This is a genomic window from Chitinophaga niabensis (assembly GCF_039545795.1).
In the GTDB taxonomy this organism is placed as follows: domain Bacteria; phylum Bacteroidota; class Bacteroidia; order Chitinophagales; family Chitinophagaceae; genus Chitinophaga; species Chitinophaga niabensis_B.
Genome location: NZ_CP154260.1, coordinates 3,919,906 through 3,944,029 on the forward strand (window position 1 = coordinate 3,919,906; position 24,124 = coordinate 3,944,029).

Consider the following 24,124-nt stretch of genomic DNA (forward strand, 5'->3'; position numbering starts at 1 on the left):
TTCTGATTGTTATTGTTTCTGTTCTTCTCTGTTATGCTGAATACCTGCTTAGAAGTTGGTATTCAGAGAGAATCCAAATTGTCTGAAATAAGGCGTACCACCATTCTCGATAAACGCACCACTGCTGGTAGAACTCAGGTTGTCCGGATTCACTTTGTCAGGAGCGCTGTTATACAGGAAGAAGAGGTTGCGGCCTATCAGGGAAGCCCTGAGGTTATTCAGCTTCAATTTGCCGGCAATACGCTCAGGCAGGTCATAAGTAAGTGTTACCTCACGTACAGATACCCATGAAGATTCGAACATGCTGGCTTGTCTGATACCGAACTGCCATCCATAAGTTTTATCATAAAAATCATATGCGGCGTTAGGTTTGATAAAGTTTTTAGAAAGTGCATCAGCTACGGTCATACCTCCAACATCATGCTGCACACCATCGCCGCTGGCACTGGCCGGTATTACAGTACCTGCTGCAAATACACCTGCCGGCAGAATACCATCATTACGTTCTCCGGGTAACATACCGTTGTAACTGGTGGTACCGTTATACTTTAAACCGCCCAGGTCTGCAGTACGGCCAGCCAGTGTTCTGTTCAGCATACCATACTGGGAACCAAATGCCAGTGTGGAGGAATAAACATCACCACCGAACTTACCATCCAGGAATATGCTAAGGGCAAGTCTTTTATAGTTAAATGTATTACGAAGGCTCCCCAGGAAATCAGGCGTTGCAGAACCAACAACCGGGTCTGTTTCACCACCCACAGTACCATTATAGGTACCAGCTCTTTGGTAGTAAATGGAGCCACCTCCCAACACATTACCGGTTGGATTGAAAACTACTACCGGCATGCCGTTCAATGGGCTGGCCACATTGTTACCGCCATTTTTTGCCTGGTAAGAGGCATAACCATAGTTGGAACGGATAGCACCATACTCGCCACCAGGCTGACCTACAGAATAGATACCATCTCCGCCGTCCAGCAATGCATATTTAGCATTGAATGATAAGCTGATAATAGTGTTCCTGTTGCGGGTATAGTTAGCAATAACATCCCATGAGAAATTTTTCGTTTTAACAGGTGTTCCGTACAACTGGATCTCTATACCCTGATTCCGTACCTTCCCACCATTAACGAGTGCAGCTGTAACACCTGATGGCGGAGCCACACTGAAACCCTGGATCTGGTTACTGGAGATCTGCCTGTACACAGTAATGTCACCACCCAGCCTGTTGTTGAGCATTTTAAACTCCAGGCCTCCCTCTACTTTCTTGTTGCGCACTGGTAAAAGGTTCTGGTTTCCCAGTTCGTTTGATGTGAAGCCATACCTGAGTATGCTCGCGCCATATGCATCCACATAAACACCATTAGGCTGATAAGCACCTGTGCTGGTCCTGTATGGGGTTGTACCGCCACCGGCTTCTACATAAGAAAAGCGTAGTTTACCGAAGTCAATTGCCTTTGGTAATTTGATCATATCGGAGAACACAAAAGCGAGGTCCGCACCAGGGTAGAAATAAGAATAGTCACCATGGCCATCGTTGTACACCAGCGTACTGTTCCAGTCATTACGGCCATACAGGTTCAATGTCAGATAGTCCCTGAACCCAATGCTGCTCTGGAAGAACAAGGAAGCCATTTCTGACTCCATAGGTTTTCCTTCCCTGACTTCCGGTCTCTCTCTTGAATTTGAAAGGCGGAAAAGATCAGGCGTAACCATGCCCTGCATACTGTTCCAGAGATTAGTCTGCTCAGACTTATTGAGCTCACCACCACCTTGCACCAACAGGTCAATCTGACCTAATTTCTTTGTAAAGTTCAAGGCTCCCCTGTGGCGGAACTGTTTAACGTTTGTATTGCTCACTGTATAGTCACCACCTGCAAAGAGCGCATCTTTACCTCTTACTTTAGCAGAATAATCCGTCTGGAAAGTATTGAGGGATGTGCTTCCTTCAAAACGCAGCCATGGCGTAAGATCAGCTCTCAGGTTCAAACCTGCTCTCAGGTTATTTTCCTTCTGCTCATATTTATTCTGGTCAACCATCCAGAAAGCATTATTGGAAGCATTGGTGATATCCCTGTTACCGTCACCACCATTAACGAGGTCAAGGTAATTGTTCCGCCAGTAATTCACATCATAGTTCCTTGGCACACCATAGGTAAAAGCATACAAAAGTGCATTACCACCTTGCAATGCAGGGTTTTTAGTTGTACTTGCTGTATAGGAAGTATTTACGTCCAGTAATACACCTTTACCAGGGCGGTGTGTAGCTCTGAAACTAAAGCTGTTCCTGTCCAGACCATTATTGGGTGTGGCGGATTTTGCACCGAGATTAGAGAAGGAAAAACGGAAAGTGGTTTTATCATTACCACCGGAAATACCAATATTCGTATTGCGGTTAATACCGGTTTCGTAAAGATCTAATACATCATTGTATCCTGTATTATTAGCCCGGTATATCCCCGTGATATCTTTAAACATCTGGCCTTTCATTTCAGGGCCAAAGCTCATATAGTAATAGTTAGGGTTGATGGACAAGGTATCGTTAGTACCTCTGAGCCAGTCATTGCCATGAATACCTGCACCAAAACGGTTTTGCAGTTCTACTGTTTTATAAGCACGCTCAAACATCATAGAATGGGAGAAAGAAACACCCAATCCCTTCTGAGAATATCCTTTCTTTGTTTTGATCAGGATCACACCATTCGATGCACGGCTACCATACAACGCTGTAACGGCACCACCTTTCAGTACAGAGATAGACTCAATATCATCCGGATTGATGTCTTTCAGAATGTTACCAAAATCCTGCTCACCACCACGGTTAGGCAAAACCACCTGCTCATCCATCACAATATCATCTACTACAATCAGCGGCTGGTTTCCAAATGGGTCCAGGTTTGCGCTACCCCTGATCAGGAATCTTACGGAAGATTGCGGACCACCCACGTTTGGAGAGATCTGCAGGCCCGGTACCATACCCTGCAAAGCAGCAATAGGGTTCACCGCAGCAGTCCTTCTGATATCATCACCGGAAACCTGGGTAACGGCATATCCTAAATTCCTTTTTGCCCGGTTTTCACCAAAACCTGTAACTACTACCTCATTCAGGCTTTTAGCATCTTCCTGAATGGTTACATTAATAGATGTGTTTGAACCTGTAACAACTTCTTTTGTTGCAAATCCTACATACGAAAATACCAATGTGGCTGAAGGCGCCACTGACAAACGGTAGAAGCCATTTGCGTCCGAAAATGTGGCGTTCCTGGTTCCCTTTTCCAGCACCGTAACCCCAATAACCAACCCACCCTTACTGTCCGTAACAGTTCCGGTAATAGTTTGTTTTTGTTGTGCGAGAAGGGATGACGTACTGCCGAATAGTAGCAACGTCAGCATGAGAAATGCATGAGATGTTCGCATTGCAATTAGAATTTTGGTTTGACTATAAATAAAAACTTCTCCGAAAAATTCGTCCTGGAAATATCAAGGCCTCTTGGTTGAATGAAGGCACATAACGTTAGCTTATAACCCCGATCTATTTCATGGTATCAGTTACGAAAGTAGGAATTACTTTTGAAAAAAAATAAAAAGTACTCATAGTTTTTTATAATCATGATAAAGATTTTAAACTAGCAGGATAAGTTTGGGGCCTTGGAGCATGAAAAAAGAGGCCATAGTGGCCTCTTTTCATTTAAAAGGAGAAGATTTTAATGCCTGACATAGGCTTCACATAGGCTCAACATAGGAAAATCCTATATTATTCCAACCAGAAGGGCTGGGTAAATGCTCCGTTCACGGCAGCATCCCAAACCTCTACTCTTACCCATTTCCTGTTCTGCAATTTGGTTTTAAAAGTAAACTCCTTATCCCCAAAAGCCTTCGTTTCATCTAAGTTGATCCGTTCCCGGTATACCTTTTCCCCATCCCCTGAAATAATGGTAGCATGGCTCAAAGGGAAAGTCCAGTTAATACGCATCGTAATCTGCGAGTGATCCGGGGAGAGCTTGGCCGAAGGGATCAGCACCTCTCCTGTTGTTACAAAGAATTTCCCCTGCTGCATAGCATCCAGGATAGGCTGCCAGCCATTTTCATACGCCGGTAGTTTATCCAGTTGCAGGTAATTCACATTCAGGTGGGCGTACATTTCGTTCTGAGGGGTAATAGTAAAAAGGTCCGCCTCTGCCAGTATATGTTTTTTACCTCCCCAGTTGGCCATGTCATCCAGGAGATCGAGTACACGGATGCCCAGCCTTTCTATGGAAAGGTCTGCCGGCATTGCTTTCCAGGCCCCGCCAAAAAAGCGGTCTGAGGTAAAGAAGGGCTCATTTTTATATTTATCAGGGTAACCGGTAGAACCTTTTGTTCTCGGATGCGCCGTCCACGCCAGGCCTTTTTCCAGCTCCAGCAACTTCAGCATCTCTTCTTTATTACCTATCCGGTATACCTTACCATATTGCGGATCTGCTTCAACAAAGGGTGCATCCGGCTTGCGGGACATGATCCAATAGACGGGTTTAGGGAAGAAGCTGAGCCAGTGCCCACCGTAGAACTCGTTGGGTTCTTCTCCCGGCAGTAACAGGAAGTCGTTTTTAGAGAACTGTTTGCACATATCATGCAGCGTTTTCAGTTCTTTCAGCCGCTGGGCATCCGGGCCCTTTGGATGTGCCGTGTAATGGAATTCCGCCAGGTGCACAATATTGATACCGGTGTTCCTGAACACTTTCATAAAATCAGGATCTTCCGGTACGGGTTTACCAGCGAGTATATGCTTCATCACATATTCATTGTGAAAATGGCTGCTCATGGTTTTATACCCGGGTAGGGGTTTATAAGTATCGCCGTGGGTAAACTGCTTTACTGCTTCCAATGCTTCGGGAGCCTTCTTTGTATCCAGCAGGCAAAAGAAGTTAAGGCGCTGCTGTGTATTGGGCGGAGCATTAAACCAGGGCACAAAACGGTTATCACCCATGGGGTCCTGCCTGATCCCGATGCCGAATCCCTTCGCCAGCTGCCGGTAGTCTTTGCCATACCAGGTGAATTTTAAATTGAAGGCTTCATCCAAAGGATAGAAGTATTGATGTGGTGCAGGGAACACTGCCAGGCTCCCCTTCTCACTTTCACCAATGATGGTCCTGTACTTAACCGCCATATTCACACTGGAATCTGATGAGGCTGCAGCGGATTGTATACGCCCTTCTGTATCTGACCAGGCTATCTTATCCCATACTTTTTCTTTCGCCACCAGCCCCGCATCATATAAGATAGCTGTAGAGTCAATAGCTGTAGACATCACGGCTGCTATATTAAATAAAGGGCTTCCATGATAGAGGGTCACTTCTATATTCCCGCTGAAAGGCCCTGCCGCTACTTCTCCTATCCTTACTATGGTGCGGGAGCCCTCATTACGTACACTGGCATTTTTCCGGTTCAGCAGTACGGGGAAAGTTTGCCGCGGCTTTAGATGGGTTTTATCGAAAAAGATATTCCAGCCATTCTGGGATACAAGGTCCCGCCTGCTTATAGTGAGCAGAAAAACAGGATCCAGCTGCCGGGCCACTTCTTTTTTGTTCAGCAGCATGCTTCGCAATAAAGCGCCTTCCCGGCTGAGATTGAATATTAATTGCGCTTCGCCGGCATTGCCTGCAGGCCATGTAATAGTTAACTGGTCATGGCTAATGGCTGCTTTGGCTTCTCCTTTTTTATTGAAGGAAGAAAGATCAACCGGAACTTGTTGTGCCTTCGCTTGCAGGCTAACAATAAAAATTAACAGCAGTCGGATACGATGCATGTGGAATTGTTTAGAGTGAAGGACAACGATCCAATATAATAAAACAGCTGCTTAATTTCTATACGCTTGTTGAATTTAATTTCTGTATGCTTGTTTAATTTATTCGTCCTCCCACACAACCTTTATTCTTTTAACCTCGTATTATTTGTTGTCCTACCCCTTTCCTCTAATGCTGTTTCTAACCATCTAAAAACATCTTTATTATGAAAACCAGTTACACCCTCACACTAGTATTGATCAGTTTTTTGCTATTTCAAAGCTGCAGAAAACATGACGACAAACCGCCCAAAGCAGTAACACTTCAACTCATTGCGGACAATCTTGTTTCACCACTTGGTGTTGTAGCTGTTCCGGACAACACTAAACGGCTCTTCATCATTGATCAGATCGGGAAGATCTGGATCGTAGATGATAATGGCAGCAGGTTATCTACTCCGTTCATTGATGTGAGTAGTATAATGGTGCAACTGAATGCACGTTATGATGAACGCGGATTACTGGGATTTGCTTTCCACCCGGATTACAGGAGCAACGGACGTTTTTATGTTTATTACACTATGCCTCCCCGCACAGGTACCTCCTCGAATAACCTGAGCCGCATTTCAGAATTCAGGGTTTCTTCCAATCCCAATCTAGCAGACATGAGTTCTGAAAAGGTACTGCTGGACCTAGATGACCCGCAGTCCAATCACAACGGCGGCACGCTGGCTTTTGGGCCTGATGGTTATCTCTACATTGCCATTGGCGATGGCGGAGGCGCTAATGATGTAGCACCGGGCCATGTAACGGACTGGTATCTTCCCAATGCAGGGGGTAATGGACAAGACCTGGATTCCAACCTCTTCGGCAACATTTTACGTATTGATGTAAACAGCGGCAGCCCTTATAGCATCCCTGCCAGCAATCCCTTTGTTGGCAAACCCGGAAAGGATGAGATCTATGCATATGGCTTCCGTAACCCTTACCGTTTTTCTTTTGACATGGGTGGCGACCATTGGTTATATGCAGGTGATGCAGGCCAGGTGCTTTATGAAGAAATTGATGTAGTGAGAAAAGGAGGAAATTATGGATGGAATGTAAAGGAAGGTACGCATTGTTTTAATGCCGCCAACAATAGTGTGGAATTGCCGGGATGCCCTGCTGTTGATGTATTTGGGATGAGTTTTATTGACCCTGTTATAGAAATGAAGAACAGTGCAAACCCTACCGGAGGCAAAGCCACCACTGTTATAGGCGGGAATGTTTACCGCGGTAAGGATATTCCTGAATTCAAAGGCATGTACCTTTTCGGCAGTTTTTCCCAACCGGGGGGAGTACCGAATGGAGAACTCTTCATTGCCAGGCCGCGCAGTGGAAACGGCTTATGGGATTTTGCAGAAGTTACGCTGAAAGATTATCCGAATGATCTGGGTTACTACCTGAAAGGATTCGGACAGGATAAAGAAGGAGAAGTTTATCTAACGGTTTCCAGTGTGGCCGGGCCAACCGATGTTACCGGAAAGGTGTTTAAACTGGTAGCTGAAAAAGTGGAGGGCGGAAAGAAATAAACTGCCTGCTTTAGTGAATGAGAGCGGGTGTATTAAACATACACCCGCTTCCTTTACCTCGAAACTAATATCCTATATTCACCAGCGCCTCAGGCCCCAGCCGCTGAGAAAGCTGTTCCAGGTAAAGACTTGCAGGCGCCACCGGTGTATTGTGTGCATCGTAGTAACCTTCCGGCAAAGCAGGCTTATCCATCGTTTCAAAGGGAATGGGCCGCTTCGTTTTTTCTCCCAGGCTGCCGATCACCCAGTTAGCAGCTCCCGGCGGTTGCTGGTTAAGATACGTTTTAGCCTTACAGTTCCAGGCCACCGCCCATCCGATAGACCATCCATGACCCGAGCCCATGATTCCCCGGTTCATAAAATCAATTCCTCCATCCGGCACATTGCATTCATCTACCAGTACACCTGTTGCCCATCGCTGATGTGGCTGGATCCAGCCATTACCCAGGAAAGTGCAGTTCAGCAATACAATAGGGCCTGATACCTTTGCACCGGTAGCAAAATAGAATACATTATCTCCCTGAATGTTGCACTGATTGAAAAGGATCTGCGATCCGCTGCCATTCAGGTCAGCTGGCTTAGCTGCTCCTTTGGTGGGTGTTTCATGATAAATATTGATGCCGGACAGTGTAACACGTTTTGCATCAGATACACTGATGCTGTTAATAGTATTGTATACATCTATATTACGGGCCCATGCATCTGCTGCACCGCGGATATTAAATGCTTTATGTGCTTTCTCATTAATGGTACCTGATTGTGCAGGAGAAACAATCCGCATGAGTTCGAGGCCTACCTGTGAGATCTCTCCGGATGTTACCACCTTTACCACTGATACACCAGGTGTTCCCAGGTAAGCAGCATCATAGTTGTCCGTGAGCGGAAGTTCGAGGATCACTTTATTGCCTTCTATCTTTTTTATCGCCCTTTCCACATTGATCTCTCCTGTTATCCAGGTTTGTTTTTTACCATCCCGCACCAGGCTATCCATTCCCATAAACTTTACCCATGCAGGTGTTACGGGACGGCTGATCTGTATCAGATCTCCGGCGGCAAGACCTGAAACATCCGAGAGCTGAAAACTATTGGAACCGGAGGGAACATAAGCGTCTGTAATCATGGCGGGTTTACCTGCTTTCTGCAGGTTAACCCTGCCCTGCACAGAGAAACAAACATGTGGCTCGCCTGTCATTTTCAGCACTGTACCCGTTTCCCCTGATCCGCTTCCACGTATAACAATTCCGCTGGTATTGATAACGATGGTATTATCACAATTGTATACACCGGGCTGCAACAACAAAGTACCCCTGAAACCATTTACTGGCTCCATGGCAGCAATTTCGTTCACGGCGCGCTGAATGGCTGCAGCGTTATCTCCTTCAACAGCACTTAAGGTGATCTTTACAGGCGGAGTAGGAATACGTACACCACCACCCATGTAACCTGCATAGGAAAAGTCCATGATACGGTCCCCTTTTTCCAGTGTTTTGTAAGTGAGTTTTTGCTGAGCATCGAGGTATACCCATTCACTTTTTACCTGCGCTTCCATGCTGAATGGAAGAAGGGCCGCCATTGCCAATAATGGTAAGAATTGCATTTTCATAACGGGAATGTAATTAAGAGGATCTTAAATTAAACCATTCCTGCCAGCACTTCAAGGAACTGGCAATTTTAACCAATAAAGGGAGAAATTACTACCGATCCTCCCCTGTCGGTTTTGTTCTATTTCCGGAAACAGAACTATCGTTTTTTTGCTGTATCAAATAAAAACAAACACTATGCGATACTCACTTTTTATCCTGCCGCTTTTAGCGATACTGATCCTGAGTAATAAAACAATGTTACCGCCGGCAGCAGGAGATGCGCTTTATAAGAAGAACTGTAAAGTATGCCATGGAAATGATGGCGCCAGGGGTTTCATGGGCGCTAAAAATCTTAAGCTGAGCAATATGGAAACCAGCGCTATTATACAACAGATCCGGGAAGGGAAAAGCCCCATGCCATCCTTTAAAAAGAAGTTTTCAGAAGATGAACTGGCCGTATTGGCTGATTATGTAAAAAGTTTAAGGCAGCTCTGAGCTCAGGTGGAAGCAGGGCTTTTTTCTTCCTTTTCTACCATCCATTGAGTAAGCTTATATTTTGGCAGCATTTCCGCCAGCTTTTTCTTCAGCCATTTGGAAACGATCTCAAATACAATAAAGCCGATCACAATGGAAATGGTCCATTCCAGATTGGTATAGGTTTGTTTGCTGACCACCGTTTTATGGGCAGTAAGGCCCCAAAGGTTTCTGATACTGCGGGTTGTAAAGAAGTGAGATACCAGCCGGGTAGATGCCATCCCTATCACAAAGCCTAAAAAATTACCGACATAATTATTGTAAACGTACTCCAGGAATTTTCTGACAACCCTGTTTTTCATATAAATTAATTTTCTCATGCTAAACTAATACCTAATTCCTGAAAATACCAGTAAGCTGAAAAAAAATTAATGCTGAAAAAATGCTCAGGGCATTTTATTGATCTCATCCATAATCTGTTGCTGCAGAGACCAGTTCACTTCCATATCAGTCACTTCCATATTTTCTGCCACATCTTCCCCATCCAATAACAGGCTGATCTTGTGAGCAATACAGTCATTCCTTGAAATGCTGCTGATTCCAAGATGCGAGGTTACCAGGAGGAACTTTTCTTCGTGAATGGTATCATCTTTATAATCCACCAGGTCTTCTTCATGAAAGCCCGTTATGGTTTGTTCGAGTTCAAAATAATCTCCGGTAGCACACTCAAAGATCATTACCACGCTTTCTTTTCCATCCATCCTTTGTACCATCATATTCCCTTCCCAGTCATAGCCAAAACAGCTGATCTTTCCTTTAAAATCCGGGTAATATTCTTCCAGCAGCCTGGTCCACTTTATAGCAGAGTCAAGGCTATGGGTTCTGTAAAGGCCGTTATCGAAAGTTTTGTTACCATAGCTTTTCAGGAAATCCGCCAGTTCTTCCCGCCCTTTTAAAAAGGCAGCATGGTCAGCAGCGGAGTATGCAGTACCGGTTTCGGAAGATGCAATACCTGTTTCCCATTTATTGTATTCGAATTCCTTGTCAAAACCTGGAAGTTTCATAATAGTGTTTCTATAGTTATTTGATAGTTACCTTACCAATCTTTGTGCCTGCCGGCAAGTCTTTAATATCACCCTGTATCTGACGGCCCATGCTTCTGTTCACACTGAAATCAAGCCCGTTCATATTTGTCACATCATCCAGGCCATCCAGCTGCAGGTCCTGTATATGGTCAACATCTTCTGTATCCTTTACCTTACCACCGGCTTTTTTATAACGCCCTCTTGTATCCGGCAGCCTTTGGGGTTTCTTTACTACCCGTGTATCTGCCTTTGTAAGGGCGGCCGCTTTTTTCTTAGCGGCAGCTCTTTGGGCAGCCGTCCATTCGTCTTTCATTTTCAGTACAAGGTCGTATACAACTTCGCCGGTTTCTTTGACCACTCTTTTGATACAAACATTATGCACCAGCAGTTCCTGCACGCCAACAAAATAGGTATGCCCATCGGCTACTTCAAAGTTATAGACTTTAACAGAGTTTTCTGCGGTCAGGGGTTCATTTATTTCTGTTATTTCATGTTCTTCATTTGTCAAGATCAGCTGCTCACCCGCTTCAACAGCACTATATTGGTAAGTTACATTTACCACAAGTGCTTGTTTGCCGTTCTTCATCTGAATGGTATCCCCCTTTTCCAGTAAGCCGGCTTCCTTCCACAAACCATCTGCGTAAAAAGGATGTTCAGGGGTAACCTGTACCACTGACTGATCCGTAATTACTGTAACCAGTGCATCTGTGGTACGCTCCAGGGTATTGGTAACTGTTTGCAGGGAGGTTTCGCCGGTTTCTTCATCGTACGTCCATACGGCATCACCCTGTAAGATATCTTCAATACGTTTGTGACCGTTTGCAACTGCCACCAGCGTACCTGCGGGGAAACAGGCGAATACACATAACTTACCACGGGTAAGACTCCTCATGGATAGTTTGCTGATCATTTCCGCGGTTTGCTTTACACCTGCTTCCAGGGCTTCTTTAGAAACCTTTTTAGCTACCTGCTTCACGCCGGCTTTAATGGCCTGCCGGGCTCCTATTTTCACTGCTGTGGCACCTGCAACGGAAGCTCCTCCCGTGAACGGAGCGGCAACGAGGCCAACCACATCCAGGGCAAGAAAACCTGCATCCAATGCAGCCATGCCCCAGTTACCTTCGCTGATGTTTTTGGCCATGCTTACAATGGGCCCTACCACCGGCACACAGTCTACAATAAACTCTCCTGCTTTTTTCCACCAGGGTTTATTCTTTTCCGCCTGTTCTTCATCATAAGCTTTCTTCACATCATCCCGCATGCCGTTGAGCTGATCTTCTTCTTCGGCGGTAAGCGGTACCTGCCCACTGGTCAGAAAGGATACTTTACCTCCAACAGTGCATTTAATGCAGCTTTTGCCCACCAGTGTTTGCTGGCCTTTAACCTTTACGGGATAGGTATCCTCCCATATGGTGGTTACGGGCACACAAGGTTTTTGCGTTTTTTTGCATACTACAAAGTTCGGCACATTAGTGATCGGTATCTTATCCATAGCAGTAGATACCTTACACCCGTTGATCTTTACTGTTTGGTTATAGGAAGGCATAAAGAGGCCAGGTGCACTACCCTGGTCGCACTCCATCATCGCTTTATATGTGATATACTCGAGTTGTTCCATCTCCTTACATTGATCAGGTAATATCTGTATCAGGTGAACCTACGCGGATAGTAGTACCTCCGTTCACAGTTACATCCGCCCCGAAAATATTAGCAATGGTGCTGCCTATCACATTGGCGGCAGCCGTAAGGCTCTCCACTTTCACATCTGTGTTTCCGCTGATAGACACACCTTTAGCGGTGGCGGCGAAGGTAATATCCTCTGTATCGGCAGTGCCGGAAATACTCTTTTTGGCGCTGATGGTCACTATCCCTTCACCTCCTCCCTGTTCACCAGGCTGGGCATTGATGGTAACACTGTTACCAGCATTCACCGTAAAGTCTTTGGTATTGATGGTAAATGAATTGGGTGCATTGAGGGTACAGGACCCATCTCCATGCATGGTAAGCACATTGCCGCTTGGATCTTTAACCATTACACTGCCTTTACTATCATCCAGTGTAACAGTACTGCCACTGCGGGTGCTGAGGCTTTTTACATTATTTGAAGCACCGCCGCCTTTACCTGATTTGCCATGATATACACTACCGAGCACAAGTGGCCGGGCAATATTTCCTTCCTCAAAAGCTACCACTACCTGGTCTCCTTTTTCAGGCACAAAAGTAAAACCTCTGTTGGTGCTTACTTTTTCTGAGCTGCCGGCATTTGGCGAAACTACCCGCAACCATTCAGACACATCGTTGCAGGTGCATTCCCATTTAAATTTCACCTTTACGCGGCCCTGCCCGTCCGGATCTTCGTTATCATCTACCATGGCCAGTTGCATATCTGCCAGCGGCTTTTCATATTGCCGTACGGGAATGCGCTCTGTATCTGCCACCACTCCTTCGAAAGTATTGTAATAATGACCCACTCCATCTATGTGATGGTATACTGCAGTAACCAGGAATCGCCCCAGCTGCTGCACTGTAAAGCTCAATGCTTCTTTCACACTCATGCTTACATCCACCACTTTTCCCAGGCCAACCTGCGGATTATCACCGCTGGCTGTGATCTGGAGAAGGTCAGCGATATTTGATTTTTCTTCATTAGCCACAAAAGTTTCTATTTCCTGCCGGGTATCTATCCGCACGTTCAGTGGCTGTGAGTATATTTTGCTATAGAGTTCATTGGAAGCATTTACAGCATGGGCAAGGTCCGGCTGGCCGGAAGGTTTGGCCTTGGCTTCTGCTTTGAACAGCTCATCTTCTTTTGGACTATAGAAAAATTTGCGGCTTTTGAGCGGTGCTACCTGCATGGCATACTGCAGGCTATGCAGGTCCCGGCCGTAGACCAGCTTTACTTCCTCCTGCTTATCGGGTTTTCCGAACTGCAATTTCACCCCATCATAGAAAAACCATTCATGGTATTCTGCGGAAAGCCTGTTCAGAAAATCATAATCACTTTCACGATACTGGATCAGGTAGTCGATAGGTTCTTTGCGCGCAGGGTTCAGTTGCAAATTGAGATCATTTGCAGGCGCATCTTCTGTGGCTTTCCGGATAATGGCACTCAGGTCTTTATTGAGATAAGATCCAAGATCAGGCCCGCGGTCTATCAGGATACTGGGGCTGTAACCGCTTACAATGAGTGTTCCGTGATAACCATGGCTCTGGGAAAGTTCTACTTTAGTGACTTTGCCGACAAAAAGCTGTTCACCTCCCTGCAGCTTGCCGAACTGCACATTAATATTCTTGCCCATGAAGCCTCTGCACTTGTCCAGCGAAATAACGCCGGGTGCACCCATTTCATCATGATTGAAACGCAATTCAAAATAGTGATGTGCATTGAACCGCTGTTCCAGCGTAAAAGATGAAAAATGCAGGATAGGCGTATCCTCTATATGGATGCTTACATTCAGTTTACCTTCCATCTATGACTCTTTTTTCATAATTTAAAAACTCAGTCTTTTACTGGCCATTTGGCGTAATAACTGATTATTTTATATTTACCTTTCACCTTGCCGCATACAAATGCAAAGTATGTTTCGGCATTGGTGTTGGGCTCAGGGAATTGCATATAGACTTCATACATTTTTGTATGAGGGTCTATATCCTGGCGCAGGGTACGGTAGTAATCTTCCGAATTACTTTCACCGATCTCCGAAAGATGCTCCTCTACGGCTTTAGGTAACATACGTTGTACGTCTGCGGTGAAAATATTTTTATAGTACTGATTGAACTCCTGCCTGCTTACTTTACCGGCATTTTTATCCACATCCATATTTTTCAGGTCCTCATCTGCCCATTTAGGACTTGTTTGCAGGGGAAAATGCAGCATGTTTTCCAAACCTGCTTTACTGTTTTGTTTCACAGCCTGCCGGAAGGCATCGAAGAAAGTATGGAATTGTTTTTCATCTTTGTCCGCGTCTGCCGCCGGTATTTGCGCGATACTGTCAGCAGCCGGTACGGCGGCCCGCGCCTGGCTTTTAGTTTTGCTATTACAGGCCAGTGTGCTGAAACAAAGGCTGCATAACAGGATATATTTGTAATGGTTTTTCATATCAGAACCTTGGTATGTATATTAATCCTCTTTCTTCCATTCTTTTCAGTATCACTGCCGATCCCATTTGTTGCGATACGGCATCTTTGTCGAACTTTCCATCCTTCACATATTTCCCTTTGGTATAATGACCGGAAAAGCTCCACAAGTATGGAGAGTTGATCTTTTTATATTTAAAGTAACCAAAGCCATTATAGGCCTCCAGCTTCCGAAGGATAAAGGGCAGGGTCCACTGGCGCACTTTATCAAATTTCATGAACTTCAACGCATCTACAGCGCTCTCTTCAAAAGTGAACGGAGGCGGATGCCCTACTTTGGGGCGGCCTGCCGGAACCTGTACAGTATAACCCGTAAGCGGATCGCCATTATGCAGATGTTTACTGAAATTAAAGCTGCACTCCAGGTAATGCACGCAGGCAATAAAAAACCAGGGTATCCTGCCTGAAGCAGAGAACAGGAAATCCGGCTGCAGTGCCGTAAACCCAAGGTTAAAGGGGTTACTTCTCCCCCAGGTGCTCATACTGCGCTGAAGCAGGCCAGGAAACTGCAATGGCCCGGGCTGCGATGGTAAAGCCTGTTGCGGCACGGGAGTCTGGTAAAAGTTACGGGGTTGAAAAAAATTAGTGCCGCCCAATACAGAAGGCATTGGCAGGCCGAAATTCGTTCCTGCACCCTGTACCTGGGTTGCAATCTGTTCATAACGGGGCCGGTTGATCAGTACTTTTTCGTCAATCACTTTATCCACTTCAGCCACTTTCTCTTTTGTGATCACGCAGGTGTCAAACAACTGCTGATATTCGATATCAGTGGGTGTAGATGGTGTGACCTTAGGTTTAGGCTTCGATGCAGGCCTCGCCTTGGGTTGAACAGTTACGGCAATATACTTTTTCTTCTTCATTATGCGGTATCCGAAAACGATAAGAGGTGTGCTGCCTGTAACAGGCAGCACACCATGTAAATATTATGGCCGTGAATTATTTGGGCCAGTCATTCTCATGTTCTGCATTACCCATTTTAAGGGTTTGTGCAGAGATCACGAAACTGAGGGTCATGGGATGATTACCCACCACATTGATGCCTTCGTTATATTGTATGATAAAGCCATTGCTGAAAAACAGCTCTTTCATTTTAGCATCCTCATCAGTTTTCTTAATGATGATCTTACCGGAGAAGGGTTTGAACTGGCTATTCACCATGGATTCGATCACGGAAGTATCTTCCGTTGATTCAATTTCCACATGAATAGTTCCTCCGTACACGCCTGAAGAGGGGCGGCCTTTGGCGTCCACATCCCGGTTAAGGGAGAAACTGCATTGCAGTACATCATACTCCTTGCTGCCCAATTGCAGCGTTGCTTTGAATGCCATAGTGGTCAGAATTTAAATACTTTCAGATAATTTTTCAAACAGCTACACCTTCATTCTTTCGCATACGCCATGCAAAAGCCTGTTATGGCTAACCGGAAAAACTTAATAAATGCGGGATCAGGCTTTAGCGTCCGGCCAGTCGTTTACATGCTCTGCATTGCCCAGTTTCATTTTGCGCGCAGAGATCGTGAACCGGAGCTTCATCGGGTCAGAACCGATCACATTGAGGCCTTCCGTGTACTTAACAATGAAAGCGCCTTCAAATGCCACCTCTTTCATTTTGGCGTCTTCATCTGTTTTCTTGATGAGCACTGCGCCGGAGAAGGGTTTGAATTGAGAATTTACCATCGCTTCAATAATGGAAGTATCCTCCGTGGATTCTACTTCTACATCAATGGTGCCGCCGTATACGCCGGAAGAAGGGCGGCCTTTGTGATCAACATCCCTGTTCAGGGTGTAGCTGCAGCTCAGTACATCGTACTGCTTTCCTGCCATGTTTAATTTTGCATTGAATGCCATGTTAATTAAAATTTATAGGTCAACGAAAAAAATTGCGGATTATGGTTACTTCGTGATGGTTTCCTATTGGCAGTGATTGAGCTACGGGTCTATGGGTTTTTCTGGTCTGTCAAACAATTGTTCAGGAGCTAAAATAAATTATTTTCTTTCAAAGCATGTTTCCTGTCTGTTAACTCTTACATGAATTTTTCTCCAAAAGCATGCAGTTTTCCTATCCACTTTTTTGTATAGTCATTTTCCGGCGAATGTACATAACCAATTGTACAGGTACGCACCGGGCTGATCCTGCAACGTTCCAGCACATTGCGTTTGATAGCATGATAGGTAGGCTTCTTGGTGAGTTGCCATTCCTTCCAGCTTTCTTCGTCTAATACTGACACAATCCGTGCCGATTTTCCGGAATATACACCCAGTCCTCTGGCCGATTTATCTGCCATACCCTGCACAGGAGGCATGAACAAGCGGTCAAAGAAACCGGACAATTTAGCCGGAATGGAATCATGATTAACCGTACAGAAAAGAACGATGTGGCTGGCCCATTGAATTTTCTCCAAAGCGGCCAGCAGATCGGGCTCCAGCGGTGTGATCTGGTTAGAGAACTGTTTATTGGAATTGAATTTCAGGTCCATAATATACAATTCCTTCACCATCGCTCCTACTGTTTCGGCACCCTGGCGGTATGCTTTTGCAAATGCCTGGTTGATGCCTGTTTTTGTTGTATCTCCGTGTAAAATTAACAGATTCTTCATGTTATACTTGCCCTGCAAATATAACAATCGTGCGGTCAATTCAAACCCGGCTATTTCTGGGTAGTAGCATACTCTGTATTCCAGGTAGTGTGCTCATCTTCTCCCTTATACCCGTCCAGCTTTACCACAAAGCTTTTTGCAGGGAAATAAGGTGTGATGTGTATATCCAGGTGTATCCGGTCTTTCTGCACTTCGTCCCTTTCAAAACGCATGATCTTGAAGCGTTCAATGAGGCGGTCCGGGCCCTGTATACTATCCAGGAAACGAACTATCTGCTGGCGCAGATCTGCTTCCGTTTTAGTGTTCCAGTTCTCGAACGCTCTTCTGTTCAGGAAGTCGAATAGTACTTTGGTTACATAGTCGAACACCCTTACCACAGAATATGTTTGCAGGCCAATGTTATCTCCGTTGAAAAGTGTTTTGGCAGAGAATGCCATTACTTTGCCATACTCATTTACCATTGGCACCAGGCCAATTCTTTCCAATTGAGAGATCTCGCTTTTTTTAAGATCAAAGCGTACGCCATCTGCCTCATTCATAGCACCATGTTTCTTACCAGCTGTTACCTGGCTCATAAGCGTGTAGTACATTTTACCTGCCAGGGCTGCGGAACCAGGCACATGGAGATCATCTTCCTCTCCGGCTCCCTCTACTTTCCCACGGCCTACCAGCCAGTTACAGGTCATGATCACATTGGAACGGAAAGCATCACCACCGGTAAGATTGGCGGCGGTAAAGAGGTCTATGACATCATCAGGCTGATCCAGGTTGAGGAAGTCTGTTACCAGCATGGCCTTATTATTATGTGCGATCTTCGCCCATCTTTCTATCACTTTATTAGAACCCAGGTAACCGGGTATCACCAGCAGTGAATAGTTGTCGCGCAGATCAAGCCGGTCGTAGTTCTGTTTGAATTCTTCTGCCACATGCTCAATGAAACGGGGGTTATCAAGATCTGCCAGCTGATCTAAGGAAGCGTTGAGCAGGGATACGTTAGTGAGTTTATCACTCTCTGTATTTTTGAAGAAAAGATGCACGGTGCGGTAGGCCTGCTCAAGGTTCCTGGTGGCATCCAAAGCAAGGCCTATATTCTTTTTCAGGCGGCTATCTGTTTCATCAGCCTTCTGCTGGCATTCTTCTTTCAATTCACTGACAGCGCCATCCTTCTTCAACAGGTCCTGCCAGATCCGGATCTTTTTCAGGAGTTCTTTTCTTTCGGCAGCTTTGTCCTGATCCGTCAGGAAGATCTTTTTCCGGGCCTTTCGTTCCGGACTTAGATTTTGCAATCCGTCTAAGATCGCTTCAAGGAAATCGAACCCACCAACTTTTACAAGCTTTTGCAGGTTATCATCGAGAGAAGGCGAACTGGTTTCCGAAGGAGCACCATGTTGCAGAACGGGTTCATTCTGCCGGGCATCCTGCATTTTTTCGTTTTGTGCTGACATGAAGTTTAATTTATAGCTATCCAGCAGCGGAACAGCGGGTATTAATTAGTATATGGTCAATAGAACAATCAATCAAACTATAGATCAGGTATGCTGCTGCAATTCTTTCGCAAGGTTTTCCAACGCTGCCGCAAATGCCTGGCGGGTTTCAGGGTTCTCCAGGGTTGCTTTCAGCGTTTTATTGGTTTTCAGCTGGCGGATAATGTTCAGGTACATATCATTTTCCACTTTGAGGTTGTTGAGCGTATCACTCTGCTGCAACAGGCTCTTCACTGAAAAATCTCCCAGATGCCGGAACTCCAGCGTTTCATCTTTATGAGACCCATCCTGATTTTCAAAACTCACATCTACCTTAGGTTTAAAATGCCGGAATACATCATCCACGGTTTTAAGACCTTCTGCTATTTCAGGTTTCACGGGTTCCTGATCAGTTAACTGCTGTACAAATAAAGTTTTGTTATGGGATATGTCAACAAAGGCTTCCGATGTATCCACCTTACGTTCGTTTCCGCCGATTTCATAATTGAACATTTCTGTACTTTTTTGAGATGATAGATTAACAACTTGTAAGAGTATTATAAAAATAAGGCTTTTACCTCAAATCCATATTAAATTTTTCATGCCGTACTAATGTTCCAGTCCAACTCTCCGGAATCTTCCCGAAGGCTTACTGTGACCTTCTTTCCCGCATTCAGTTCCCCTGCGATAATATGGCGGGAAATAGGACGGCGCAGCTGATTCCGGATAACGCCGGTGATCTGACGCGCACCATACCTGGGCGTAAAACCGCTCAGTGCCAGCATCCTGCGGGCATCCTCTGAAATATCGAGTTCAATATGCTGGCGTGCAAGTGCTTCCAGCAGGCTTTTCAGCTGTATGTTAAAGATCTTCACCACATTATCTTCCGTGATCGGGCTGAAAGGTACTATCTCAGATAAACGGGCAAGGAATTCGGGGCGGAAGTGCCGCGTCATCAACTCCATCAGCTGAGCAGGCTGTGGCATGCTGTTCTGGCTGAACTGCTCCGTGATCCACTCACTGCCGATATTGGAGGTGAACAGGATAAGCGCGTTTGAAAAATCACCCTCCTTACCCAGCCGGTCGTGAATGATCCCTTCGTCCATGATCTGCAGGAAGATATCAAACACAGATGGATGTGCCTTTTCTATTTCATCAAACAACAGTACCGCATACGGTTGTTGCCGGATCTTGTTCACAAGTAATCCTCCTTCTTCGTATCCAACATAACCCGGAGGTGCTCCATACAGCAGTGCGGCAGAATGTTCTTCCTTGAATTCGCTCATATCAAAACGGATCATCGCCTTTTCATCATTAAACAGGAATTCTGCGATGGATTTGGCCAGTTCTGTTTTGCCAGTGCCTGTAGGCCCAAGCAGGAAGAAAGATCCAATGGGCTGCCCTTTTTTTCCAAGGCCGCTGCGTGATTCCAGGATAGCTGCCGAAAGCGCTTTTAATGCATGATCCTGCCCTACCACCCGTTGTTTGAGATGCGCTTCCATGTTCATCAGCTTTTCTTTTTCGCCTGCCTGTACCTTACCGATGGGAATACCGGTTTTAAAAGAGATCACTGCCGCAGCATCTTGGCGGCCTGCTTCTGTTACTTTCACAGCAGCAAGCACCCTGAGCTTTTCCAGCAGATCTTCCAGGTAGGCGCGTTCTACTTCTCCTTCAGGAGGCGTAACATCCAGCCGCCCCAGCAGCACCGGGCTCAGTTGCCGGCGGAAATTTTCATGTACCCGCTCCATATCATTGCTCTCCTTTACCTGCCGTTCCAATTCTTCTAATTCCCTGCCTGATGTATCATTCATCATTTTAATAGCGGCCATCGTACGATCCAGCAGATCAAATGCAGCATCCGGCAAGCGCCTGTCTTTCATATACCGCCGTGCGAGACGCACACATTCTTCTATCATTCCTTCCTGTATCTTCAGCTGATGATGTTCTTCATATAAAGGCAACTGGCATGCCAGCATACTAACAGCTGTAGCATCATCGGGCTCTGCTACCTGCACAATTTCAAATCTGCGGCTAAACGCTTTTTCCGGTTCTATGAGTTTGCGGTATTCTTCAATAGTTGTGGCACCGATCACCGTAATCTCACCACGGGCCAGTTCGGGCTTTAGCAGGTTACCTGCTCCGCTGCCGATGGAACCTTTGGGATCCAGCAAACTATGTATCTCATCAATAAAAAGGATCACCTTACCTGCGCGTTTGATATCTGCAATAATGCTTTTTAAACGGTCTTCAATTTCACCTTTATAGGAAGCGCCTGCAATGAGGCTGCCTGTATCCAGCTCCATGATGGCAGCGCTTTTGAGTACCTCCGGCACATTACCGGAAACGATTTGCTGCGCCAGCCCATCCACCAATGCAGTTTTACCTACACCTGCATCCCCGGTAATGATCACATTGGGTTTAGAACGGCGGCACAAAACCTCCATCACCATCCGCAGCTCCATGTCGCGGCCTATTATAGGATCTCTTCCCCCGCTACGCGCTTCGGCCGTTCTGTCAATGCAATATTTTGCCAGTGCGCCTGCGGTTTTGTGTTCTTCCATATGCGCTTCCGGGTTGCCGTTTCCATTTACAGGCAGCGATGTATTATTGAGATAAGCATTGATCAGCTCCCGTTCTTTGACCGGGAAAGATTTCATCTGATCTGCCGGGAATCCGATGTTTGGTTTACTCAATGCAGTAAGTACACAAACTGGCGTGATCAGGTCTATCCCCATCTTAAGCCGCACATCATCTGCTTCTTCAAACACAGTAGTTATTTCCGGCGTACCGGTAATATCTGCAGAAAGCGCATGTACGTTGGGGTATTCATCCAGGCGCACCTCTGCCCATTCCTGCAGGTAGCCCGCATCCTGATCAATTGCTTTTAGGAAAGGGCGCAGACCGGTTTCCTTATGCAACAACCCTGCAAGCAGATGTGGCGGTCCGTAGCTCGCATGCCTGCGTTCCTTTGCCAGGGACCGGGCAACATGTACCGCATGTTTTACTGATTCACTGAGGTTCAGGAAATTCATGGTCATTCATTTTCTTTTGCAATGGCAACAGCTGAAGTATCACCACCATATTTCCAGTCGCTTTGAACGATATAGAAATACGGCCGCCCGTTAGAAATAAAATAATCGCCGGTTTGCAACTGTGTTTTCAATACCTGGTTACATTTCCGCAGGTAAACTACCAATGCTTCAAACTCTTCCTTTTGCATACCGCTGCATATATTCTTTACTGTATAACTGTTCAGTGGCCCCATATCTACGGGCATACCTGTGGCCCTTTCCAGGTACACAGGCAGTTTCATGTTCTTTATCGTGGCTTTGGACTGATCACCTTTCCATTGTGCGCTGCCATATTTCACATAGCTCTTAAAGAGCATTTTCCGAAAGTTACTGCCATCCTGTTCCAGGTTATCACCTGCCAGGCGGGACAGCATATCCGTCAGCTGCAATATTTCATCATGGCTCAGCATAATAGCAAATTGTACAGGGGCTCCTTTATCTGCTATACCCTCCTTTACATTCACGTCAAAATAATATTTGAAAGCGTTGTGTGGCAAATGTTCCCCAAAATCCCTCGCAACGGAAACACCGGGTTGATTGATACTGTTCATTACCGGCTCCGTGATCTTCTCCCGCAGGCGCCCGGAGGTCATGAACACACTATCCAGCGAGGTAATGATCTGCCGGTTGTCTGTATACACTTCATTCAGAAAGCGGTTCAGTGCTACCATCATTTCACGGTTGGTTTTCACGGCACCTCTGCCGGGGAATACGATAGCGCCGGGGATGAGGCTCCCATCAGGGTAATTGAGATAATAGGATACGGAATCTGTATAAGCCGTATTGAACTGCTGTGTTACAGCCAGGCCTTCTCCTTTCACCATGCGCAGTTTTTTGCTTTCCGCCTGTTGCTGCGCTGCTTTTTCCAGCAACTCCCTGGATTCCAGTACAAAATTATTAAAGGAAGGATCAAACTTATTATACACCTGGAATACAAGCAAACGCGCATCTGTTTCCACCAGTCCCCGTGTGAGCCCGTCTACATTGGCAACGCTGCCTTTGATATTGCCGGTACTGCCTGCAACGATGATGATATTCGTTTGCATGGGGTACTTTTTCAACACATTGATCGCTTGTTGCAAGCCTTCATAATAGGGTTGGTCAGCTACTATTCCACTACACTGCTGTGTAATAGCAGCCTGTTGATTAATAAAGTCCACAATCCGACTGTAATTGCCTGTGGGCTCAAAGGTGTTCATACCTTTGTTCTGGTAGCAACCGTCACTGCCACGATATACAATAGCACCAAAGCGGTATTCATAGTTTGAAAACGCTTTTTTGCCAAATACATCTGCAAAATTCTGAATGGTGTTGGTGATACCCGGCAGGTAATTCTTCATGCTGCTGCCACCGTCTACTACAAACATGATATTCACACGGTTACCGAAACGGCGCAGGCGCAGATAATTATTGTAATCGATGCGTGAACCCCGGATATTGATCACGGTGTTAGACGATTTGTCAAATACATTATTGGCTACAGACGAACGGAAAGGCTTTGTTTGTACAGCCAGCCCCTTATGCTGCATCACCGGAATAGTGCGGAATACAGGATTGCCTGGCTGCAGCAGGGGGTCATATTCAAAGTTTCCGCCGCTTGGCTTTTCAGGTGTGAGCATACTCCTGAAATACCTTGCGGCTGCAGAATCTTCGTCATAACCGGAAACGCGGCTGGTACCTACGTACAGGCGGCTCCCCCACAGATGCACAGCATCGGCGGATACCCATCCGGCCATAGCTGCGGCCGCGCTATCTGCCGTCAGCTGGCTGCGATGCCCTACCAGGGCCTTGCGGCCATCTTCTGAGAATTTATAAATGTAAATAAGGTCATGCAGCTTGAGTTTCTCTGCTGCAGGTGCCTGCAGCTCAGGAGAATTAAAAACAACTACAGAATCATGGCTGAAATAGAATTTAGGGCGGGCAATGGGATCCGCCCCATTGATGATAGTGACTGCTTTGATGGGAAACAAAGTACGTTCGTCTGTCAGTGCCTTTTGCCACATCAGTACTTTGTGCCGAGGGATCCATCCATAGCTGATGGCTTTTCGTTTGTCCTGTACCTTAGTGCCCTTGAGAATAGAGGGATCATATTTTACGAGGCGCAGGTATCCTTCTTTTTCATCACTTACAAAAAAGGGCTGCATGAAATTCAGCTTTTTAAATATCAGCGAACCTCCCGGAGTGGTGGTGGTATAACTATCTTCACGGTCAGAAAAAACGATCCATGCGGTTGCATCCGTTTTACCGGAAGGATCTTTTGTCTGAACTGTTGGGTGCCTGAAGTTGGCTGGCATTTTAGCGATCCGCTTGCCTGCATAAAATTGTGCCTTCCCCTGGAAGCAGCACAATATCGTTAACAAAATAAGGATTCCTCTCATC

The 24,124-nt window shown here is 45.9% G+C and carries 18 protein-coding genes; 2 read left to right on the forward strand and 16 right to left on the reverse strand.

Features of this window, described 5'->3' with window-relative positions; genetic code table 11:
• Positions 1-48 precede the first annotated feature (48 nt).
• Together AAHN97_RS15380 and AAHN97_RS15385 are read right to left on the reverse strand one after the other, a co-directional pair.
• Entirely contained in the window at positions 49-3,420 is a 3,372-nt protein-coding gene (locus AAHN97_RS15380) for a SusC/RagA family TonB-linked outer membrane protein (RefSeq protein ID WP_343302931.1), read from the reverse strand.
• 337 nt (positions 3,421-3,757) lie between these two features.
• The gene (locus tag AAHN97_RS15385; RefSeq protein WP_343302932.1) at positions 3,758-5,788 is read right to left on the reverse strand and encodes a hypothetical protein; all 2,031 of its coding nucleotides are present in this window, start codon (positions 5,786-5,788) and stop codon (positions 3,758-3,760) included.
• A 203-nt stretch (positions 5,789-5,991) separates the two neighbouring features.
• Here AAHN97_RS15385 and AAHN97_RS15390 point away from each other — a divergent pair, with 203 nt between their 5' ends.
• Complete coding sequence (locus tag AAHN97_RS15390; protein ID WP_343302933.1) at positions 5,992-7,335, forward strand: PQQ-dependent sugar dehydrogenase; 1,344 nt, start codon at positions 5,992-5,994, stop codon at positions 7,333-7,335.
• Positions 7,336-7,399: 64 nt separating this feature from the next.
• On the opposite strand, the gene AAHN97_RS15395 is transcribed toward AAHN97_RS15390, so the two are convergent.
• The gene (locus tag AAHN97_RS15395) at positions 7,400-8,938 is read right to left on the reverse strand and encodes a hypothetical protein (RefSeq protein WP_343302934.1); all 1,539 of its coding nucleotides are present in this window, start codon (positions 8,936-8,938) and stop codon (positions 7,400-7,402) included.
• Between the two features lie 175 nt (positions 8,939-9,113).
• Between AAHN97_RS15395 and AAHN97_RS15400 the strand changes: the two genes are divergently transcribed.
• Positions 9,114-9,413, forward strand: coding sequence for a c-type cytochrome (locus tag AAHN97_RS15400; protein WP_343302935.1), 300 nt, complete (start codon positions 9,114-9,116; stop codon positions 9,411-9,413).
• A 2-nt stretch (positions 9,414-9,415) separates the two neighbouring features.
• Here AAHN97_RS15400 and AAHN97_RS15405 read toward each other — a convergent pair whose 3' ends face one another.
• The 13 genes from AAHN97_RS15405 to tssR all read right to left on the reverse strand — a co-directional run bounded on the left by AAHN97_RS15405 (position 9,416) and on the right by tssR (position 24,123).
• Positions 9,416-9,754, reverse strand: a complete 339-nt coding sequence (locus AAHN97_RS15405; RefSeq protein WP_343302936.1) for a hypothetical protein — start codon at positions 9,752-9,754, stop codon at positions 9,416-9,418.
• An 84-nt stretch (positions 9,755-9,838) separates the two neighbouring features.
• Positions 9,839-10,456, reverse strand: a complete 618-nt coding sequence (locus AAHN97_RS15410; protein WP_343302937.1) for a hypothetical protein — start codon at positions 10,454-10,456, stop codon at positions 9,839-9,841.
• Positions 10,457-10,472: 16 nt separating this feature from the next.
• Positions 10,473-12,095, reverse strand: a complete 1,623-nt coding sequence (locus tag AAHN97_RS15415) for a polymorphic toxin-type HINT domain-containing protein (RefSeq protein ID WP_343302938.1) — start codon at positions 12,093-12,095, stop codon at positions 10,473-10,475.
• 13 nt (positions 12,096-12,108) lie between these two features.
• Positions 12,109-13,947, reverse strand: coding sequence for a type VI secretion system Vgr family protein (locus AAHN97_RS15420; RefSeq protein WP_343302939.1), 1,839 nt, complete (start codon positions 13,945-13,947; stop codon positions 12,109-12,111).
• Between the two features lie 29 nt (positions 13,948-13,976).
• Positions 13,977-14,576: a hypothetical protein gene (locus AAHN97_RS15425; RefSeq protein ID WP_343302940.1), complete on the reverse strand. Its 600-nt coding sequence runs from the start codon at positions 14,574-14,576 to the stop codon at positions 13,977-13,979.
• 1 nt (position 14,577) lies between these two features.
• On the reverse strand, positions 14,578-15,474 hold the full coding sequence (locus AAHN97_RS15430) for a hypothetical protein (RefSeq protein WP_343302941.1): 897 nt from the start codon (positions 15,472-15,474) through the stop codon (positions 14,578-14,580).
• Positions 15,475-15,550: 76 nt separating this feature from the next.
• On the reverse strand, positions 15,551-15,943 hold the full coding sequence (gene tssD / locus AAHN97_RS15435) for a type VI secretion system tube protein TssD (RefSeq protein ID WP_343302942.1): 393 nt from the start codon (positions 15,941-15,943) through the stop codon (positions 15,551-15,553).
• A gap of 117 nt (positions 15,944-16,060) precedes the next feature.
• On the reverse strand, positions 16,061-16,462 hold the full coding sequence (gene tssD, locus AAHN97_RS15440) for a type VI secretion system tube protein TssD (RefSeq protein ID WP_343302943.1): 402 nt from the start codon (positions 16,460-16,462) through the stop codon (positions 16,061-16,063).
• Positions 16,463-16,638: 176 nt separating this feature from the next.
• Positions 16,639-17,211 (reverse strand): NAD(P)H-dependent oxidoreductase, encoded by a 573-nt coding sequence (locus AAHN97_RS15445; RefSeq protein ID WP_343302944.1) that lies wholly within the window; start codon positions 17,209-17,211, stop codon positions 16,639-16,641.
• Between the two features lie 50 nt (positions 17,212-17,261).
• Entirely contained in the window at positions 17,262-18,656 is a 1,395-nt protein-coding gene (locus AAHN97_RS15450) for a DUF5458 family protein (RefSeq protein WP_343302945.1), read from the reverse strand.
• Between the two features lie 84 nt (positions 18,657-18,740).
• Complete coding sequence (locus AAHN97_RS15455) at positions 18,741-19,187, reverse strand: hypothetical protein (RefSeq protein WP_343302946.1); 447 nt, start codon at positions 19,185-19,187, stop codon at positions 18,741-18,743.
• 86 nt (positions 19,188-19,273) lie between these two features.
• The gene (locus AAHN97_RS15460) at positions 19,274-21,706 is read right to left on the reverse strand and encodes an ATP-dependent Clp protease ATP-binding subunit (RefSeq protein WP_343302947.1); all 2,433 of its coding nucleotides are present in this window, start codon (positions 21,704-21,706) and stop codon (positions 19,274-19,276) included.
• A 2-nt stretch (positions 21,707-21,708) separates the two neighbouring features.
• Entirely contained in the window at positions 21,709-24,123 is a 2,415-nt protein-coding gene (gene tssR / locus AAHN97_RS15465) for a type VI secretion system protein TssR domain-containing protein (RefSeq protein WP_343302948.1), read from the reverse strand.
• Position 24,124 lies beyond the last annotated feature (1 nt).

Excerpts from the sequence above, each read along its gene's own strand:
- AAHN97_RS15380 (WP_343302931.1), bottom strand. The coding sequence starts at position 3,420 with ATGCGAACATCTCATGCATTTCTCATGCTGACGTTGCTACTATTCGGC.
- AAHN97_RS15385 (WP_343302932.1), bottom strand. The coding sequence starts at position 5,788 with ATGCATCGTATCCGACTGCTGTTAATTTTTATTGTTAGCCTGCAAGCG.
- AAHN97_RS15390 (WP_343302933.1), top strand. The coding sequence starts at position 5,992 with ATGAAAACCAGTTACACCCTCACACTAGTATTGATCAGTTTTTTGCTA.
- AAHN97_RS15395 (WP_343302934.1), bottom strand. The coding sequence starts at position 8,938 with ATGAAAATGCAATTCTTACCATTATTGGCAATGGCGGCCCTTCTTCCA.
- AAHN97_RS15400 (WP_343302935.1), top strand. The coding sequence starts at position 9,114 with ATGCGATACTCACTTTTTATCCTGCCGCTTTTAGCGATACTGATCCTG.
- AAHN97_RS15405 (WP_343302936.1), bottom strand. The coding sequence starts at position 9,754 with ATGAAAAACAGGGTTGTCAGAAAATTCCTGGAGTACGTTTACAATAAT.
- AAHN97_RS15410 (WP_343302937.1), bottom strand. The coding sequence starts at position 10,456 with ATGAAACTTCCAGGTTTTGACAAGGAATTCGAATACAATAAATGGGAA.
- AAHN97_RS15415 (WP_343302938.1), bottom strand. The coding sequence starts at position 12,095 with ATGGAACAACTCGAGTATATCACATATAAAGCGATGATGGAGTGCGAC.
- AAHN97_RS15420 (WP_343302939.1), bottom strand. The coding sequence starts at position 13,947 with ATGGAAGGTAAACTGAATGTAAGCATCCATATAGAGGATACGCCTATC.
- AAHN97_RS15425 (WP_343302940.1), bottom strand. The coding sequence starts at position 14,576 with ATGAAAAACCATTACAAATATATCCTGTTATGCAGCCTTTGTTTCAGC.
- AAHN97_RS15430 (WP_343302941.1), bottom strand. The coding sequence starts at position 15,474 with ATGAAGAAGAAAAAGTATATTGCCGTAACTGTTCAACCCAAGGCGAGG.
- tssD (WP_343302942.1), bottom strand. The coding sequence starts at position 15,943 with ATGGCATTCAAAGCAACGCTGCAATTGGGCAGCAAGGAGTATGATGTA.
- tssD (WP_343302943.1), bottom strand. The coding sequence starts at position 16,462 with ATGGCATTCAATGCAAAATTAAACATGGCAGGAAAGCAGTACGATGTA.
- AAHN97_RS15445 (WP_343302944.1), bottom strand. The coding sequence starts at position 17,211 with ATGAAGAATCTGTTAATTTTACACGGAGATACAACAAAAACAGGCATC.
- AAHN97_RS15450 (WP_343302945.1), bottom strand. The coding sequence starts at position 18,656 with ATGTCAGCACAAAACGAAAAAATGCAGGATGCCCGGCAGAATGAACCC.
- AAHN97_RS15455 (WP_343302946.1), bottom strand. The coding sequence starts at position 19,187 with ATGTTCAATTATGAAATCGGCGGAAACGAACGTAAGGTGGATACATCG.
- AAHN97_RS15460 (WP_343302947.1), bottom strand. The coding sequence starts at position 21,706 with ATGAATTTCCTGAACCTCAGTGAATCAGTAAAACATGCGGTACATGTT.
- tssR (WP_343302948.1), bottom strand. The coding sequence starts at position 24,123 with ATGAGAGGAATCCTTATTTTGTTAACGATATTGTGCTGCTTCCAGGGG.